This window comes from Nocardia brasiliensis ATCC 700358, from assembly GCF_000250675.2.
GTDB classification, from domain to species: Bacteria; Actinomycetota; Actinomycetes; order Mycobacteriales; family Mycobacteriaceae; genus Nocardia; species Nocardia brasiliensis_B.
The window spans coordinates 6,321,191-6,338,320 of record NC_018681.1; the positions used below are offsets into that span (position 1 = coordinate 6,321,191).

Annotated in this window: 20 protein-coding genes; 6 read left to right on the plus strand and 14 right to left on the minus strand. The window is 68.0% G+C overall.

Annotation, left to right across the window (positions count from 1 at the left end):
* Positions 1-19 precede the first annotated feature (19 nt).
* Positions 20-334, plus strand: a complete 315-nt coding sequence (locus tag O3I_RS27880) for a WXG100 family type VII secretion target (protein ID WP_014986349.1) — start codon at positions 20-22, stop codon at positions 332-334.
* A 149-nt stretch (positions 335-483) separates the two neighbouring features.
* Here O3I_RS27880 and O3I_RS27885 read toward each other — a convergent pair whose 3' ends face one another.
* The 11 genes from O3I_RS27885 to O3I_RS27935 form a co-directional block, all read right to left on the minus strand.
* Positions 484-927, minus strand: coding sequence for an SRPBCC family protein (locus tag O3I_RS27885; protein ID WP_014986350.1), 444 nt, complete (start codon positions 925-927; stop codon positions 484-486).
* A gap of 4 nt (positions 928-931) precedes the next feature.
* Entirely contained in the window at positions 932-1,291 is a 360-nt protein-coding gene (locus O3I_RS27890; protein WP_014986351.1) for an ArsR/SmtB family transcription factor, read from the minus strand.
* 33 nt (positions 1,292-1,324) lie between these two features.
* Positions 1,325-1,912 (minus strand): TIGR03086 family metal-binding protein, encoded by a 588-nt coding sequence (locus O3I_RS27895; RefSeq protein WP_014986352.1) that lies wholly within the window; start codon positions 1,910-1,912, stop codon positions 1,325-1,327.
* Positions 1,913-2,088: 176 nt separating this feature from the next.
* Positions 2,089-2,454 (minus strand): metal-sulfur cluster assembly factor, encoded by a 366-nt coding sequence (locus tag O3I_RS27900; RefSeq protein WP_014986353.1) that lies wholly within the window; start codon positions 2,452-2,454, stop codon positions 2,089-2,091.
* A complete protein-coding gene (gene sufU / locus O3I_RS27905; RefSeq protein ID WP_041562921.1) occupies positions 2,447-2,920 on the minus strand; it encodes a Fe-S cluster assembly sulfur transfer protein SufU in 474 nt (157 codons plus the stop codon). Before sufU ends, O3I_RS27900 begins: the two co-directional genes overlap by 8 nt.
* Positions 2,921-2,923: 3 nt before the next feature.
* Positions 2,924-4,177 (minus strand): cysteine desulfurase, encoded by a 1,254-nt coding sequence (locus tag O3I_RS27910; protein WP_014986355.1) that lies wholly within the window; start codon positions 4,175-4,177, stop codon positions 2,924-2,926.
* A 1-nt stretch (position 4,178) separates the two neighbouring features.
* A complete protein-coding gene (gene sufC, locus O3I_RS27915; protein WP_014986356.1) occupies positions 4,179-4,955 on the minus strand; it encodes a Fe-S cluster assembly ATPase SufC in 777 nt (258 codons plus the stop codon).
* A 32-nt stretch (positions 4,956-4,987) separates the two neighbouring features.
* A complete protein-coding gene (sufD, locus tag O3I_RS27920; protein WP_014986357.1) occupies positions 4,988-6,196 on the minus strand; it encodes a Fe-S cluster assembly protein SufD in 1,209 nt (402 codons plus the stop codon).
* Entirely contained in the window at positions 6,196-7,632 is a 1,437-nt protein-coding gene (sufB, locus tag O3I_RS27925; protein ID WP_014986358.1) for a Fe-S cluster assembly protein SufB, read from the minus strand. Before sufB ends, sufD begins: the two co-directional genes overlap by 1 nt.
* Complete coding sequence (locus O3I_RS27930; RefSeq protein WP_014986359.1) at positions 7,629-8,429, minus strand: helix-turn-helix transcriptional regulator; 801 nt, start codon at positions 8,427-8,429, stop codon at positions 7,629-7,631. Before O3I_RS27930 ends, sufB begins: the two co-directional genes overlap by 4 nt.
* Positions 8,430-8,842: 413 nt before the next feature.
* Positions 8,843-9,622, minus strand: a complete 780-nt coding sequence (locus tag O3I_RS27935) for a TetR/AcrR family transcriptional regulator (protein ID WP_014986360.1) — start codon at positions 9,620-9,622, stop codon at positions 8,843-8,845.
* A 94-nt stretch (positions 9,623-9,716) separates the two neighbouring features.
* Between O3I_RS27935 and mptB the strand changes: the two genes are divergently transcribed.
* The 5 genes from mptB (at position 9,717) to pip (ending at position 15,244) form a co-directional block, all read left to right on the plus strand.
* Entirely contained in the window at positions 9,717-11,399 is a 1,683-nt protein-coding gene (gene mptB / locus O3I_RS27940) for a polyprenol phosphomannose-dependent alpha 1,6 mannosyltransferase MptB (RefSeq protein WP_014986361.1), read from the plus strand.
* Positions 11,396-12,328: an ABC transporter ATP-binding protein gene (locus O3I_RS27945; protein WP_014986362.1), complete on the plus strand. Its 933-nt coding sequence runs from the start codon at positions 11,396-11,398 to the stop codon at positions 12,326-12,328. The genes mptB and O3I_RS27945 overlap by 4 nt, the downstream gene beginning before the upstream one ends.
* Positions 12,325-13,116, plus strand: a complete 792-nt coding sequence (locus O3I_RS27950; RefSeq protein ID WP_014986363.1) for an ABC transporter permease — start codon at positions 12,325-12,327, stop codon at positions 13,114-13,116. The genes O3I_RS27945 and O3I_RS27950 overlap by 4 nt, the downstream gene beginning before the upstream one ends.
* A 142-nt stretch (positions 13,117-13,258) precedes the next feature.
* Positions 13,259-14,227, plus strand: a complete 969-nt coding sequence (locus O3I_RS27955; protein ID WP_041564468.1) for a COX15/CtaA family protein — start codon at positions 13,259-13,261, stop codon at positions 14,225-14,227.
* Positions 14,228-14,251: 24 nt separating this feature from the next.
* Positions 14,252-15,244 (plus strand): prolyl aminopeptidase, encoded by a 993-nt coding sequence (pip, locus tag O3I_RS27960; protein WP_014986365.1) that lies wholly within the window; start codon positions 14,252-14,254, stop codon positions 15,242-15,244.
* Here the strand turns inward: pip and O3I_RS27965 are convergent.
* From O3I_RS27965 to O3I_RS27975, 3 genes are read right to left on the minus strand one after another with little or no spacing between them, the layout of a single operon-like run.
* Positions 15,233-15,844, minus strand: a complete 612-nt coding sequence (locus O3I_RS27965; RefSeq protein ID WP_014986366.1) for a TetR/AcrR family transcriptional regulator — start codon at positions 15,842-15,844, stop codon at positions 15,233-15,235. The two genes, pip and O3I_RS27965, sit on opposite strands and share 12 nt — an antisense overlap.
* On the minus strand, positions 15,841-16,509 hold the full coding sequence (locus O3I_RS27970) for a TetR/AcrR family transcriptional regulator (RefSeq protein WP_014986367.1): 669 nt from the start codon (positions 16,507-16,509) through the stop codon (positions 15,841-15,843). Before O3I_RS27970 ends, O3I_RS27965 begins: the two co-directional genes overlap by 4 nt.
* Before the next feature lie 39 nt (positions 16,510-16,548).
* On the minus strand, positions 16,549-17,115 hold the full coding sequence (locus tag O3I_RS27975; protein ID WP_014986368.1) for a hypothetical protein: 567 nt from the start codon (positions 17,113-17,115) through the stop codon (positions 16,549-16,551).
* Positions 17,116-17,130 lie beyond the last annotated feature (15 nt).

The following is a 17,130-nucleotide window of genomic DNA, read 5'->3' on the forward strand; positions in this document are numbered from 1 at the left end:
TTTGGATCAGGGGGCGTAAATGGGTGATTCCGTTTCGGTCGATCCGGAACTGCTGCGTGGTGCGGCCGCTCGGCTGGACACGCTGTACGACAACGCGGGTACCACGTTGCGCGACACCGATCAGGCGATCGCCGACAGCCGCGAGGGCTGGAAAGACACCGCGGCCACGGCGTTCACCAGGTTCAACACCTACCTGGACGGCCGCCGCACGCTGCTCCAGCAGCACGTGGCCGAACTCTCCGAATCGCTGAACACGACGGCGGGCACCCTGCACGCGCAGGATCAATCGCGGGCCGCCGAAACGGGCCGGCTGCAATCCAGCCTTGACCTCTGACCTACGGGAACAACTGCCGCCGCGCTTTCCGCGCCGTCAGAAATCAACAGCGGCGCGCACTTTCGACGACAGACAAGCCGAAATCACGCTGCAGGAAAGAAATTCACGCCGACGAGTTTCTCGCACACCCGATGGCATTCCGGCCGAAATCATTGCGCGTCGAGCAGACCCGCCAGACGATGGTGCAAACCGGGCCAGCCGCCGCCCATTCTGGTGCGGGACAACTGGGAAATCGGATTGTCCGGATCGAAACCGCTGTGCGTGAACAACATCCGCGTTCCCTTACCCTCCGGATGCAACTGCCAGCTGAGCACCCAACCACTGTCCGCCGCGACCGCGGCGTCGTTCCAGGTGATACGCAACAACTTCGGCTCGACCACCTCGAGCACCTCGCCACGGATCTGCCCGGAGAAGTTGACCTCCGGGATCGGCCGCGCCTGCATCCGGAAGCGGTTGCCCGAAACCGGTTCGAAGCCAGTGGGTTCCATCAACCATCGAGCCAGCAGATCGGGGGTGGTGAGCGCGCGCCAGACCTTGGCCGGCGGGTGCGGGTAGAACTGGTCCACCTCGATGGTGGTCAGGTCATCGGTCATCGGGTCACGCCCTTCTCTCGTCGTCGGGGTCGTCGGGCATCGCGTCGAGCACGTCACCCAGGTCGCGCATCCGGGCACGCCAGTACCGCTCGAACGGCGCCAGCCAGGATTGCAGGTCGTGCAGAGGTTGCGGTTCCACCCGGTAGTAGCGGAACCGGCCGCGCTTCTCCTCCCCCACCAGCCCGACCTCGCGCAGCACCTTCAGATGCTCGGACACGCTGGGACGGGCCATGTCGAACCGTTCGGCAATGGACTGCACCGACTGTTCGCCGTTCAGGAGCAGGTCGAGGATGTCGCGGCGGGTGGGATTGGCCAGCGCGCCGAACAGGAGGTCGGCGTCACTGGATTTCGTGCGGTACGGCATCGCGGCCTTCGTTCGGAAGCTAGGGGTCTCGCTCTATGGGCGTCGTCCGACGAAACACAGGAACTCGGTCTGCGGGTCCGCGTCCGCCGGTGCAGTCACCTTAGGTCCGAACGCCCACGGCTGCCGCAACGCCTCGTCCATCGGCAGCAGGTGCTCGTGCACGAACGCGACCACGTCGGGGGCGAGCCGCTCGTCGCCGCCGATGCCGCGGGCCACATCCCAGGTATGGATCAGCACGTCCTCGGGCAGGATGTCGACGATCTCCCGAAAAGGCCTGGGCCCCTGGAACGTCGGGATCTCGGCGGCCAGGCACGCGGGATCGTCGATGGCCGCGGCCAGCCCGTCCCCGACGTGTTTCCAGGCCGCGGCCGGATCGGCATCCGCCGCCAGCTCGGGCAGCGCGCCCATCTCGGCGACCCCGATCCCGTGCAGCGGCCGGGGCTCGGTTCCGCGCACCTGCGCCAATGTCCGGCGCTGTTCGTTGATCACGTGCCCGACGACATCCCGCACGGTCCACCGCGGGCATGGTGTCGCGCTGTCCCACTGGTCCGCGCGCACCGCCATGATCCGGGCCAGAAATCCCGCACTGGTCACCCGGAACCGCTCAGCAGCTTCCGACATCTCCGCTCCATTCGTATCGTGTAGGAAGTTTCCTACCTTTATATGTAGAAGATAACCTACCTATTGCTGCCGGGCCAACCCCTCGTGACGAGTGGCACACGTTGTCGCTTCCGGTGCGGAAACGGCGACGGCCGCTGCCTGGTAGGCAGCGGCCGTCGATCGTGCGATGCGAGAGATCAGACAGTGAAGCCGAGAGCGCGCAGCTGTTCGCGGCCGTCCTCGGTGATCTTGTCCGGGCCCCACGGCGGCATCCAGACCCAATTGATCTTGAGGTCCTCGACCAGGCCGCTACGGACGAGGGCGTTACGCGACTGGTCCTCGATGACATCGGTCAGCGGGCAGGCCGCGGACGTCAGCGTCATGTCGAGGATCGCGACCTCGTCCTGCACGGCCAAGCCGTAGACCAGGCCGAGATCGACGACGTTGATGCCGAGTTCGGGGTCGACGACGTCACGCATCGCCTCCTCGAGATCCTCGAGCCGCTTGATGTCCTCGTCGGACAGCTGCTCGGCGGCGGTTTCCGATGCGGGTGTTTCAGTCATTGCCGGCCCCATTCGTGGACGTGGTTTGCTCGGGCGCGATCCGGATCACCGCGTCCTTGAACGCCATCCAGCCGAGCAGCGCGCACTTCACCCGGGCCGGGTACTTCGACACACCGACCAGTGCGACGCCGTCGCCGATGACATCCTCGTCACCCTCGATGGTGCCACGGCTGGAGATCATCTCGCTGTAGGAGTCGACGACCTTCAACGCCTGCTGCACGGGCAGGCCGATGACCTGATCGGTGAGGATCGAGGTGGCGGCCTGACTGATCGAGCAGCCCTGCCCGTCGTAGGAGACGTCGGCGACGTCCCCGTTGTCGTCGAGCTGGACGCGCAGGGTCACCTCGTCACCGCAGGTCGGGTTCACGTGGTGCACCTCGGCACCGTACGGCTCCCGCAGCCCGCGGTGATGCGGGTGCTTGTAGTGGTCCAGGATCACTTCCTGGTACATCTGCTCCATGCGCATGTTCTATGCAACCCCAAAGAACTGCTGAGCCTTCCGCACGGCGGCAACCAGTGCGTCGACCTCATCGAGTGTGTTGTACGCGGCGAACGAGGCCCGCGCCGTGGCGGGAACCCCGAGGCGGCGCATCAACGGCCACGCGCAGTGATGGCCGACCCGCACCGCGACACCTTCGTCGTCGAGGATCTGGCCCACGTCGTGCGCGTGGATGCCGTCCACCACGAACGAGACCGCACCGCCGCGAGCGACCGTGTCGGTGGGGCCGATGATGCGCACACCCTCGATCGCACCGAGCCCGGCCAGCGCTGCCTCGACCAGCGAATGCTCATGCGCCGCAACGGCTTCCATGCCGAGCGCTTCGAGATACCGCACGGCGGCGCCCAATCCGACGACCTGCGAGGTCATCGGCACACCGGCCTCGAACCGCTGCGGCGGCGCCGCGTAGGTGGTGGCCTCCATGGTGACGGTCTCGATCATCGAACCGCCGGTGATGAACGGCGGTGTCTCCGCGAGGATCGCGCGACGGCCGTACAGCACGCCGACACCGGACGGACCGAACATCTTGTGCCCGGAGAACGCGGCGAAATCGACGTCGAGCGCACGGAAGTCGACCGGCATGTGCGGCACCGACTGGCACGCGTCGAGCACGGTCAGCGCGCCGACCGCCTTTGCGCGCCGGACGATTTCGGCGACATCGGTGATCGCACCGGTCACGTTGGACTGGTGCGTGAACGCGACCACCTTGGTGGCGGGCGACAATTCGAGCGAATCGAGGTCGATCCGGCCGTCGTCGGTCACGCCGTACCACTTCAGCGTCGCACCGGTGCGGCGCGCGAGCTCTTGCCACGGAACGAGATTCGCGTGGTGCTCGAGCTCGGTGATGACGATCTCGTCGCCGGGGCCGACACGGTACGGGAACCGGTCGTCGGCGAACGAGTAGGTCACCAGGTTGAGCGATTCGGTCGCGTTCTTGGTGAACACGATCTCGTCGGCGTCCACGCCGACGAACCGGCCGATGGCGGCGCGCGCGTCCTCGTAGGCGTCGGTCGCCTCCTCGGCGAGCTGATGCGCGCCGCGGTGCACCGCCGCGTTGTGCGTGGTGAGGAACTCGCGTTCCGCGTCGAGCACGGCGAGCGGCCGCTGCGAGGTCGCGCCGGAGTCCAAGTACACCAACGGTTTCCCGTCCCGGACCGTACGGCTCAGGATCGGGAAGTCGGCCCGGATGCGGGCCACGTCGAGTGCGGGGACCGTGGCGGTCATATCAGGCTCCTGCGGTAGCGCTCTGCGTGAAACGGACGTAGCCGTTGGCGTCGAGTTCGTCGGCCAGCTCCGAACCGCCCTCGGCGACGATGCGGCCGCCGACGAAGACGTGCACGAATTCCGGCTGGATGTAGCGCAGGATGCGGGTGTAGTGGGTGATCAGCAGCACGCCACCGTTCTCCCGCTCCTTGTAGCGGTTGACCCCTTCGGAGACGATGCGCAGCGCGTCGACGTCGAGGCCGGAGTCGGTCTCGTCCAGGATGGCGATCTTCGGCTTGAGCAGGCTGAGCTGCAGGATCTCGTGGCGCTTCTTCTCGCCGCCGGAGAACCCCTCGTTCACGTTGCGCTCGGCGAAGGCCGGATCGATCTCCAGCTCGGCCATCGACTCCTTGACTTCCTTGACCCAGTGCCGCAGCTTGGGCGCCTCGCCGCGCACGGCGGTGGCGGCGGTACGCAGGAAGTTCGACGTGGAGACACCGGGCACCTCGACCGGGTACTGCATGGCCAGGAACAGGCCGGCCCGGGCGCGCTCGTCGACCGACATGGCCAGCACGTCTTCCCCGTCGAGGGTGATCGAGCCGGAGGTCACCGTGTACTTGGGGTGACCGGCGATCGCGTACGACAGCGTCGACTTGCCGGAGCCGTTGGGGCCCATGATGGCGTGCGTCTCACCGGATTTGATGGTGAGGTCGACGCCCTTCAGGATCTTGATGGGCTCGCCGGACTCGTCCGGGTTGGCGACCTCGACGTGCAGGTCCTTGATTTCCAGGGTGGTCATCGAATTCGAGTTCCTTTGTGGGAGTGAGGGGTTCAGGCGCCGATCGCGGCGAGCTCGGCCTCGATGGCCGACTCGAGCCGCTCCCGGATCTCGGGGACCGCGATCTTCTGGATGATCTCCTGGAAGAAGCCGCGCACCACCAGGCGCCGCGCCGCGTCCTCCGGGATGCCACGAGCGCGCAGGTAGAACAGCTGCTCGTCGTCGAAACGGCCGGTCGCCGAGGCGTGTCCGGCACCGGCGATCTCGCCGGTCTCGATCTCCAGGTTCGGCACCGAGTCGGCGCGCGCGCCGTCGGTGAGCACCAGGTTGCGGTTCACCTCGAAGGTGTCGGTGCCCTCGGCGGCCGCGCGGATCAGCACGTCGCCGACCCACACCGTGCGGGCGTCACCCTTGGGCGAGTTCGGGTCGCCTTGCAGCGCACCTTTGTACAGCACGTTGGACTTGCAGTTCGGCTGCGAGTGATCGACCAGCAGCCGCTGTTCGAAATGCTGGCCTGCGTCGGCGAAGTAGAGGCCGAGCAGTTCGGCGTCGCCGCCGGGACCCTCGTAGCGCACGGTGCCGGTCAGCCGGACCAGGTCGCCGCCGAGCGTCACCGCGATATGCCGCAGCGTCGCGTCGCGGCCGAGCTTCGCGTGGTGCGCGGTCGCGTGCACCGCGTCGTCGGCCCAGTCCTGCACCGCGACGACGGTCAGCTTCGCGCTGTCGCCGAGCACGAATTCCACGTTCTCCGCGTAGGTTCCGCTGCCGCGCTGGTCGACCACCACGGTGGCGACGGCGAAGTTGCCGAGCCGGATCTGCAGGTGGCCGTAGGCGGTCTTGCCCTCGCCGGGGCCGGTGACCGTGACGACGACCGGTGCGGCCACCTCGGTCTCCGCGCCGACGGATACCACGGTGGCCTGCTCGAAGCCCGAGTATGCCTGGGCCGCAACGCGATCCGCGGGCGTGCCGGCGGTGCCGAGCCGGGCGTCGTCGCGCCCGACGGTCTCCACCCGGACACCCTCGACCGGACCGACCTCGATCGTGGCCTGCCCGTCGCGTACCGCGGTGCCGTCGTGCAGCCCGCGCAGGCGGCGCATCGGGGTGAACCGCCACTCCTCGTCGCGGCCGGACGGGACCTCGAACGCGTTCACGTCGAACGAGGTGAACACCTCGCCCTTGTTGATCGCGGCTGTCGCGCCTGGGTTCTGGACCGGCTTCGAGGGGTTCTCGCCCTCGACCGCTCCGATGACACCTGTCGCCATCAGCCGACGGCTCCTTCCATCTGCAGCTCGATGAGCCGGTTCAGTTCCAACGCGTATTCCATCGGCAGTTCCTTGGCGATGGGCTCGACGAAGCCGCGCACCACCATCGCCATCGCCTCGTCCTCGGTCATGCCGCGGCTCATCAGGTAGAACAGCTGGTCCTCGGAGACCTTCGAGACGGTGGCCTCGTGCCCCATCGTCACGTCGTCCTCGCGGATGTCGACGTACGGGTAGGTGTCCGAGCGGCTGATCGTATCGACCAGCAGCGCATCACATTTCACGGTCGACTTGGACCCGTGCGCGCCCTTGTTGACCTGCACCAGACCCCGGTAGGAGGCCCGGCCGCCGCCGCGCGCCACCGACTTGCTGATGATGTTGGACGACGTGTGCGGTGCCAGGTGCAGCATCTTCGCGCCGGTGTCCTGGTGCTGTCCCTCGCCGGCGAACGCCACCGAGAGCACCTCGCCGCGGGCGTACTCGCCGGTCATCCAGACCGCCGGGTACTTCATGGTGACCTTGGAGCCGATGTTGCCGTCGACCCACTCCATCACCGCGCCCGCCTCCGCCTTGGCCCGCTTGGTGACCAGGTTGTAGACGTTGTTCGACCAGTTCTGGATGGTGGTGTAGCGGCAGCGGCCGCCCTTCTTCACGATGATCTCGACCACCGCGGAGTGCAGCGAGTCGGACTTGTAGATCGGCGCGGTGCAGCCCTCGACGTAGTGCACGTAGGCGCCCTCGTCGACGATGATCAGCGTGCGCTCGAACTGGCCCATGTTCTCGGTGTTGATCCGGAAGTAGGCCTGCAGCGGGATGTCGACGTGCACGCCCGGCGGCACGTAGATGAACGAACCGCCCGACCACACCGCGGTGTTCAGCGCGGAGAACTTGTTGTCGCCCGCGGGGATCACCGAGCCGAAGTACTCCTGGAAGATCTCCGGGTGCTCCTTGAGCGCGGTGTCGGTGTCGAGGAAGATGACGCCCTGCTGCTCCAGGTCCTCGCGGATCTGGTGGTAGACGACCTCGCTCTCGTACTGCGCGGCGACACCGGACACCAGGCGCTGCTTCTCCGCCTCGGGGATGCCCAGCTTGTCGTAGGTGTTCTTGATGTCCTCCGGCAGGTCGTCCCAGGTGGCGGCCTGCTTCTCGGTGGAGCGCACGAAGTATTTGATGTTGTCGAAGTCGATGCCGTCGAGGTTGGAACCCCAGTTCGGCATGGGCTTGCGATCGAAGATGCGCAGCGCCTTCAGCCGGATGTCGAGCATCCAGTCCGGCTCGCTCTTCTTGGCCGAGATGTCGCGAACAACCGCCTCGGACAGGCCTCGTTGCGCACTCGCTCCGGCCACATCCGAATCGGCCCAGCCGTAACCGTATTTGCCCAGGGAAGCGATGGTCTCTTCCTGGGTGAGCGGTTGCACCTGGTCGGTGGTCGTCGTCATTCGGCACTCCTTCCGGAGTCGTTCGTTCGTACCGTTGCGGGCTGTGCAGCGGTTTCTGATGAAGTCTTGCTGATCGGCAGCACGAGCAGGGGCACGTGCGTGGTGCACGCGCAGTCGCCGTTGGCGATCGTGGCCAGCCGCTGCACGTGGGTGCCGAGCAGGTCACGGAACGCCTCGAGTTCCGCCGCGCACAACTGCGGGAACTCCTCCGCGACGTGCGCGACCGGGCAGTGGTGCTGGCAGATCTGCACGCCGGTGCCCACCTTGCGGGTGGAGGCGGCGAATCCGGCCTCGGTGAACGCCTCGGCGATCTCCTCGGCCTTGGCCTCGGTGCGTTCCGGGGTGTGCTCCTCGACGGGTGCGATCCCGGCCACGATAGTCCTGGCTCGTTTGCGGGCGAACTCGGTGATGGCCTGGGCGCCGCCGATCTCGCCGAGCTGGCGGATCGCGGCACCGGCCAGATCGTCGTACGCGTGGCCCAGCTGTCCGCGTCCGGCGGCGGTGAGCTGGTACTGCTTGGCGGGACGGCCGCGGCCCTTCTGCTGCCACGGCGCGGACCGGCTCGCCCTGGCCTGACCGGAGTCGATCAGGGCGTCGAGGTGCCGGCGCACCCCGGCCGGCGCGAGCCCGAGCGTGGTGCCGATGGCGGTCGCGGTGATCGGCCCCTCCTCCAGCAGTAGCTGGACGATGGCCGCGCGAGTGTGCCCTTCGGCGACCGTGGCGGGCGCAGCGGACGACGCGGTACCGGCCCGGCGACCAGCCCCTTCATCGTTTTTCCGCAAACCCACGGTTTTCACAACATCAGTGTGGCGGAATTCGTTCCCGAAATCTAATAAGGGTGCCCTGACTTCCAGACCCCTGTGACCTGCGTCGACCGCCGCCGTCGCGGCGTACCGGTCGGTATCGGTCGCGCCGTGCGGTTGCGGACGGGACCGCCATCCGCCCGTAAATTCTGCGGAATCCGCACCTACTCGATTTACCAGGCTCTGACCTGCGAATTCCGTTCCAGGCCCGGGCCGACGGCGAGCTGCGCACGGTTCGCCACCCGTCCGGCAAGCACCCGGACAACACACGCGGGATTGATTAGTCCGGACTGCAATTGCTTCAGTGCGATGCGTCACAACCGCCCGGACACCCCGTCGCCGGGCGGACTCGCCCCGCCGCGACAAGCTTCCGCGGCGTCGCCGGCAGGGCTGCCATCAGATCCCGGTTAGCTGTGCGGATCCACTTCCGGAAGTTTGTCGGCTGACTCCGCCGCTGCCGCGGCCACCACGCGGGCATCGACATCCGGCAGTACCCCGTCGCCGTCGACCGAGGGCACCGCCATCGGCGGATCCCCGAAATCGGCGTCCGGCATCTCCGCATCGATATCCGAGGAGCCGGTGCCGGTCGACCCGGCCGCCGATTCGGCGTCGTACAGCCCGGCTTCGGTGAAGGTGATCCGGACCAACCGCGCCATCGCGGCCGCCACCGTGCGCAGCGGGTCGTCCGAGCGGCGCACCCGGGCCAGCACGGTCGCGCCCTCGTACGCGGCGACCACCGTCGTGGCCAGCTCCCCCGCGGCCTGCCCGGACAGGCCCAGCTCGGCAAGCAGCCCGGCGAAGGCCTGCTCCATCGCGTCGAAGGCGGTGCCGCAGGCTTCCCGGACCGCCTCGACATCGCTGCCGCCGTCGAGCGCGGGCGTGCCGATCGCGCAACCGTCCACCCAGTCGGACTGCGCCAGCTTGCGGGTCATGAAATCGAAAAGCGTTGCCGTGGTGGCGAAGACGTCGGTCGGCGCCTGCCGGATCATCCGGCCCGCCATGGTGCCGGTGCCGGTGATCGCGGCCACCGCGATCTCCTCCTTGCCGCCTGGAAAGTGATGATAGATCGACCCGTAGGGCAGGCCGGCCGCCTCGCTCAACGCCTTCAAGCCGAATCCGTGATACCCGTGCCGTGCGAGCAATTCGCACGCGGCGACCTCGATCCGTCGCCTGGACTCCGAAACCATATGTCCGATTGTCCCTTGCCCGGCCCCGCTGCCGATCGGAACGAGCGGTGCCCGTACGCGGTATCGGCGGACCGCGCGAACTAGGCTGCGTCTCGTGGCGGTACTGGAGGGCGCGCGGCGCAGAACACTGGCATTCGGGCGCCGGGCACTCGGGTTGGACGTGCCCGCCGCCGATCATTCGATCGCGGTCCTGCACCAGGACGAATCCGAAGTGCCCGGCCTCAATCGCCGGGAACTGGTCCAGTTGGACCGGATCCGGCTGATGGGCGCCACGGGCACGGTACTGATGGCGATCAGCGCGCTCGGCATCGGCGCGCAGCCGGTGCACCAGAATCCGACCTCCGGCGTCCGGGTGCTCGGCATCTTCGCCCGCGCGCACACCGGATCGCTGGCCATGTGCATGACCGGCACGGTGATCGTGGTGCTGGCCTGGCTGCTGCTCGGCCGCTTCGCGATCGGCGGCATCGGCGGTTCGCCGATCCACCGGCTCACCCGCTCGCAGCTGGACCGCACGCTGCTGCTGTGGATCATCCCGCTCAGCGTCGCGCCGCCGATGTTCAGCAACGACGTGTATTCCTATCTGGCCCAGAGCGAAATCGCGGCCCGCGGTATCGACCCCTATCAAGAAGGGCCGGTCGCGGGGCTCGGCATCGACAACGTGCTGACCAACAATGTGCCGACCATCTGGCGCGACACCCCCGCACCGTACGGACCGCTGTTCCTGTGGATCGGCCGCGGCATCGCCGAACTCACCGGTGACAACATCATCGCGGGCGTCTGGGTGCATCGCATGCTGGCGCTGGCCGGTGTCGCGTTGATCGTGTGGGCGCTGCCCCGGCTGTCCCAGCGCTGCGGCGTGGCGCCGGTGAGCGCGCTGTGGCTGGGCGCCGCGAATCCGCTGGTGCTGTTCCATCTGGTCGGCGGCGTGCACAACGACGCGCTGATGCTCGGCCTGATGCTGGCCGGCATGGAGTTCTGCCTGCGCGCCATCGAGGACATCCACCCGTTCGACGGCCGGGCCTATACCTGGCTGATCGCCGGCGCCATCGTCATCACGATGTCGTCGTCGGTGAAGTTCACCTCGATCATCGCGCTCGGTTTCGTCGGCATGGCGCTGGCCCGGCGGTGGGGTTTCTCGGTGCGTTCGGTCGCCGTCGCGGCCGCGCTGCTCGGCGCGATCGCCATCGGGACCACGCTGTTGATCGGTTCGATGAGCGGGCTCGGCTTCGGCTGGATCCACACCCTCAACGTGGCCAACGCGGTGCGCAGCTGGATGTCGTTACCGACCGTGCTCGGCATCATCACCGGCTTCGGCGGGGTGCTGCTGGGGCTCGGCGACCACACCACCGCGATGATCAGCATCACCCGCCCGATCGCCGCGGCGGTCGCGGGGTTCATCGCGGTGCGCATGCTGGTCGCGACCGGCATCGGACGGTTGCACGCGGTCGGCGCGCTCGGTGTCGCGCTCGGTGCGATCGTGCTGCTGTTCCCCGTGGTGCAACCCTGGTACCTGCTGTGGGCGATCGTGCCGCTGGCCGCCTGGGCCACCCAACCGGTGTTCCGCGTTCCGGCCGTGACGTTCTCGGCGATCGTGAGCCTCATCCTGATGCCGCGCGGCGCCGAATTCGAGGTGTTCCAGATCGTCGGCGCCGCGATCGCCACGGTCATCGTCGCCGTGCTGTTCATCGTCCTCACCCGGCACGCCCTGCCCTGGCGCGGTCAGACGGGGGTGTCGGCTCCGTCACAGACGCCCAAGTCCTACGGTGTGACATCGTGACTCAGCGCAGCGAACCCGCCGTTCGGGTCGAGGGTGTCGTCAAGCGGTACGGCGAGACCACCGCGGTCGACGGTCTCAGCTTCGATGTCGAACGGGCGCAAGTACTTGCGCTGCTCGGACCCAACGGCGCGGGCAAGACCACCACGGTGGAGATGTGCGAGGGCTTCGTCGCACCGGACGCGGGCACGGTGCGGGTGCTCGGGTTGGACCCGATCGCCGATTCGGAGCGGCTGCGCGCGCGCATCGGCGTGATGCTGCAGGGCGGCGGCGCGTACCCGGGCGCGAAGGCGGGCGAGATGCTCGACCTGGTCGCCGCGTATTCGGCCGATCCGCTCGACCCGCAGTGGCTGCTGCGCACGCTCGGCTTGCAGGACAATCGCGCGACGCCCTATCGCCGGCTCTCGGGCGGGCAGCAGCAGCGGCTCGCGCTGGCGTGCGCGCTGGTCGGCAAGCCGGAGATCGTCTTCCTGGACGAGCCGACCGCGGGTCTGGACGCGCAGGCGCGACTCATCGTGTGGGAGTTGATCGATGCGCTGCGCCGCGACGGCGTGACGGTGGTGCTCACCACCCATGTGATGGACGAGGCCGAGCAGCTCGCCGACCAGCTGGTGATCATCGACCACGGGCAGATCGTCGCCTCCGGCACGCCCGCCGAGGTGACCGCGCACGGGGCGGCGGGGCAGCTACGGTTCTGCGCTCCACCGAAACTCGATCTGGAGTTGCTGAAATCGGCACTGCCGGAAGGGTTCTCGCCCCGCGAGACCACGCCGGGCACGTATCTGGTGGAGGGCGAGATCACCCCGCAGGTGCTCGCCACGGTGACCGCCTGGTGTGCCAGGGTGAACGTGCTCGCCACCGACATCCGGATCGATCAGCGCAGACTCGAAGACGTTTTCCTGGAACTGACCGGACGGGAGCTGCGCGGATGACCCAGCCAGATCTGAGCGCCAACCGCTTCGCGCCGGGTACCTTCGCGCCCGACCCGCGGCCCAGCTCCCGGCTCGCGATGATGAGCGCGCAGACCCGGCTGGAGCTGATCCTGTTGCTGCGCAACGGCGAACAGCTGCTGCTCACCATGTTCATCCCGATCACCCTGCTGGTCGGGCTCAGCCTGTTGCCGTTCGGCGACCTCGGCGACGACCGGGTGGACAAGATCGTGCCCGCGGTGATGATGGTGGCGGTCATGTCCACCGCGTTCACCGGCCAGGCCATCGCCGTCGGCTTCGATCGCCGCTACGGCGCGCTCAAGCGGCTGGGCGCGACCGCGCTGCCGCGCTGGGGCATCATCGCGGGCAAGTGCGCCGCGGTGCTCATCGTCGTTGTGCTGCAAGCGATTCTGCTCGGCGTGATCGGTTTCGCGCTGGGCTGGCGGCCGGAGCCCGCCGGACTCCTGCTCGGCGCGTTCGTGATCGGGCTCGGCACCGCGACATTCGCGGCGATGGGGCTGCTGCTCGGCGGCACGCTGAAGGCGGAGATCGTGCTCGCGCTGGCGAACATCCTGTGGTTCGTCATGCTCGGCATCGCCAGCGTGGTGTTCGCCTCCGACGACCTGCCCACCGCGGTGAATGTGCTTGCCCGCCTGATTCCTTCGGGCGCGCTGACGGTCGCCCTGGAGGACGCGATGCGCAGCAGTGTGGACTGGTTCGGCATCGCGGTGCTGGCGGTGTGGGGTTTGGTGTCGGGCGGGCTCGCGGCCCGCTGGTTCCGCTTCCAGTAACCCGCGGAGCTGGGCCGACGACCAGCGGAGCTGGTGCCGACAACCCGTAGACCTGCGCCTCTCGCCCTGGTGACCGTCGTCGGCAGCCACCGTGCGCGGTACCAACGACAGCGTGTAGTTGACCGTGCTCTACCATCGTGACGTGCTGTATCGCGCGTTCCTGCGACTCGTCGACAAGCTGCCGCTGCCCTCGCTGCGGGTGCAGCGGATCCTCGCGATCGCGGTCATCCTCACCCAGGCGGGTATCTCGGTCACCGGTGCGGTCGTCCGGGTCACCGCGTCCGGTCTCGGCTGCCCGACCTGGCCGCAGTGCTTCCCCGGCAGCTTCACCCCCGTGGGTGTCTCCGAGGTGCCGGTACTGCATCAGGCCGTCGAATTCGGCAACCGGCTGCTGACCTTCGTGGTGTCGCTGTGCGCGGCGCTGATCGTGCTCGCGGTCGTCCGCGCCCGCCGCCGGCGCGATGTGCTGGTCTACGCCTGGCTGATGCCCGGCGGCACGCTGCTGCAGGGCATCATCGGCGGCATCACGGTGCGCACCGGGCTGCTCTGGTGGACCGTCGCGATCCACCTGCTCGCGTCGATGCTGATGGTCTGGCTCTCGGTCGTGCTGTACGCCAAGATCTGCGAACCCGACGACGGCATCGCCACCGTGCAGGCGCCCGCGCCGCTGCGCTGGCTCACCGGGCTCAGCGCGGTCGCGATGAGCGGGGTGCTGATCGCGGGCACGCTGGTCACCGGCGCGGGACCGCACGCGGGCGACAAGAGCATCGAGCGGCAGGTCGAACGGTTGCAGGTGGAGATCGTCACGCTGGTGCACCTGCACTCGCAGCTGCTCGTCGGCTATCTCGCACTGCTGATCGGACTCGCCTTCGGCCTTTTCGCGGTCGGCATCACCCCGGCCGTGCGCAAGCGGCTGTTCGTGGTGCTCGCCATCGTGTGCGCCCAGGCTCTCATCGGCGTCGTCCAGTACTTCACCGATGTTCCGGCCGTGCTGGTCGTCTTCCACGTCGGCGGCGCCGCCGCCTGTGTCGCCGCCACCGCCGCCCTCTGGGCCGCCCTGCACACCCGCGAACCGGTTCCGGCCGCGGTCACCGTCGAACAATCCGTCTGAGGTCGGGCCGGTAGAGTACCGGCGATGGGGACCACCGAGCCGGGAGCGCCGGTGCCGCAGCCGTTTCCGCTGCCGGAGCCGTACGCGCACGGCCTTCTGGACGTCGGTGACGGCAATCGGATCTACTGGGAGACAAGCGGAAACCCGGCCGGGAAGCCCGTGCTCGTGGTGCACGGCGGGCCCGGCTCGGGCGGCAAGCGCGGCGCGCGCCGGAACTTCGATCCCAGCGCTTATCGGATCGTGCTGTTCGATCAACGCGGTTGCGGCGAAAGCCTGCCGCACGCCGCCGATCCCGCGGTCGACCTGTCCGTCAATACCACCGACCACCTGATCGCCGACATGGAGCGCCTGCGCGAACATCTGGGCATCGAACAGTGGCTGCTGTACGGCGGCTCCTGGGGTTCCACCCTCATCCTCGCCTATGCCGAACGCTATCCCGCGCGGGTCTCCGAGATCATCCTGGTCGGCGTCACGATGACCAGACCGGAAGAGACGGAATGGCTGTACCGCGGTGTCGGCCGCTTCCTGCCGGGCCCGTGGGCGGCGTTCCGGGACGCTCTACCCGCCGCCGAGCGCAACGGAGACCTGGTCGCCGCGTACAACCGTCTGCTGAACCACCCCGATCCCGAGGTACGCGCGCAAGCCGCGCGCGACTGGTGCGCCTGGGAAGACGCCGTCATCGCACACGAAAACCTGGGCCGCCCAGGCCAATACAGCGACAAGGCGGATGCCGATCTGCTGGCCTTCGTGCGGATCTGCACGCACTACTTCGCCAACGACGCCTGGCTCCCGGACGGGCAACTCCTGCGTGACGCGCACGCACTCGCGGGCATCCCCGGCGTATTGATCCACGGACGGCTCGACCTCGGCTCACCCCTGTACACCGCATGGCAATTGGCGCAGGCGTGGCCGGAAGCCGAGCTGCACGTCATCGACGATTCGGGCCACACCGGCAGCCCGGAGATGCTGCGCGCGATCCTGGCTGCGGCTGCCCGGTTCGCTCCGTCAGGGCGCTAGAGTCGCGTATACGAACGCGACGAGTTGTGCCCGGACCCGCGTCCGGTCCAGCCCGTCGGCGCCGTCCCGGATCGCGGACAGCAGAGCGGCCAGCAGTGCGGAGAGCAAGGCCTCCCCGGTCAGGCGCGGATCCAGCGCGGGATCGATGTAGCCGAGTTCCATGCCGCGCTGGATCCGGGTGGTGGCTTCGTCGCCGTAGACGCGCAGGTTCCGGATCGACCGTTCGGCCACCCGCTCGTCGATCGTGGCGGCCTCCAGCAGAATGAAATTCACCAAACCCGGTTCGTCCGCGACCAATTCGTAGCAGTGGTCCACGATGGTGGCGATCACGTCGCAGAACTCGTCGAGGGTCTTCGGGCGCCGGCCCGCGATGGCCCGTCCGAACACCCGTTCCCGGATCAGGGCGAAATAGTGGTCGATGACCGCGTCGAGGATGTCGCGTTTGTTGTCGAAATAGTTGTAGAACGTGCCGTGACCGGCTCCCGCCCTGGCCGCGATATCGGCGACGACGACCGAGCGGTATCCCTTGTCCACGAACAGTTCGTGTGCCGCGAGCACCAGCTCGGCGCGGCGCTTGGCGCCCCGGTCCGCGGCGTTCATCGCCCCGGTCCGGCGGGATCGCGTGGCCGCAAAGCCTTTTCGAGCAGGGTCAGCACGCCGTTGGTAGCGCGTTCCCGCTCGGCCGCGCTGTTCTCACCCCGCATCTCCTGTAACACGCCGGGCACCCCCAAGGTCAGCACGATGTGCGCCGTCACCTCCGGGTCGAGGTCCGCGCGAATCCAGCCCGCCGCCATCCCGAGCCGCAGTTCGTGTGCCACGAACGTGCTGACCAGCAGCTCCAGGCCGAGGAGCCGATCGCTGAGTTCCTTGTCGATCGCACTGGCCTCGACCAGGAACAGCCGCACGAAATCCGGTTCCTGATCCAGCATCTCGTACCAGCGGCCGATCGCGGACCGGAGCTCGGCGAGCAATTCCGGCGCCGAGGCCGGACGCTTCAGGAGGGTGCGCGGCTGCACCCGGTCGACGAATTTCGCGATGCCGAAATCGACTACGTGGTCGAGTATTTCGCGTTTGCTCTCGAAATACCGGTACACCGTGCCCTGGCCGATGCCCGCATGCGCGGCGACATCGGAAATCGTGGTGGCCTCATAACCACGCGCGACGAACACGGCATAGGCCGATTCGATGATCTGCTGCCTGCGCCGCTGCGCCAGGCCCGGTTCCGGTGGCCGACCGCGGCGCGGCGCGCTGGGCTGGTCCGGCACAGCACTCCCTCTCGACGCCAACCAGGACCCGTGAGTTTATCAACGCCCCAGCGCCTCGCCCTTCGGGCCGTAGTCGACGACCTGCCAGTCGCCGCCGTGCTCGGCCACCGTCACCACCAAGATGTTCGGTACCGTCACCGGGTTCGGCTGCTGGATGTTCTGGGTCTTCTGGGTCGCGAACACGGTCACCGAGTACTGGTTGTTGCCTTGGGCGTCCACCGCGGTGCCCAGCACCTGCCCGGAGGCGACCACCTGAGCCTCGGTCATGATCTTCGCCAGCGTGTCGTGCACCTCGTCGTAGCGCTTACGCAGCGCGTCCGAGGTGCCCCGCTGCACGCTGTCGAAGAAGGCGGGCAGGTTCTTGTGGTCGTAGGTCAGCGAGCGCAGCGTGTAGTCCCTGGCGACCTCTGCGGCCTTGTCCCGATCGGCGTTGGTCTGCCGCAGCGCGGCGAGTTCGTCGGAACTGGACTGCCAGGACAACCCCAGCGCGACGCTGAGCGCCGTCAGCAGCACGGCGAGGCCGCCGAGCAGATAGCCGATTCCTTTGCGGGGCTGCGCCTTCGGCTCCTCGGTGGGCGTCTCGGTCGCGGTGTCGGTGGTGCTCATGACGTCCTCAACTCT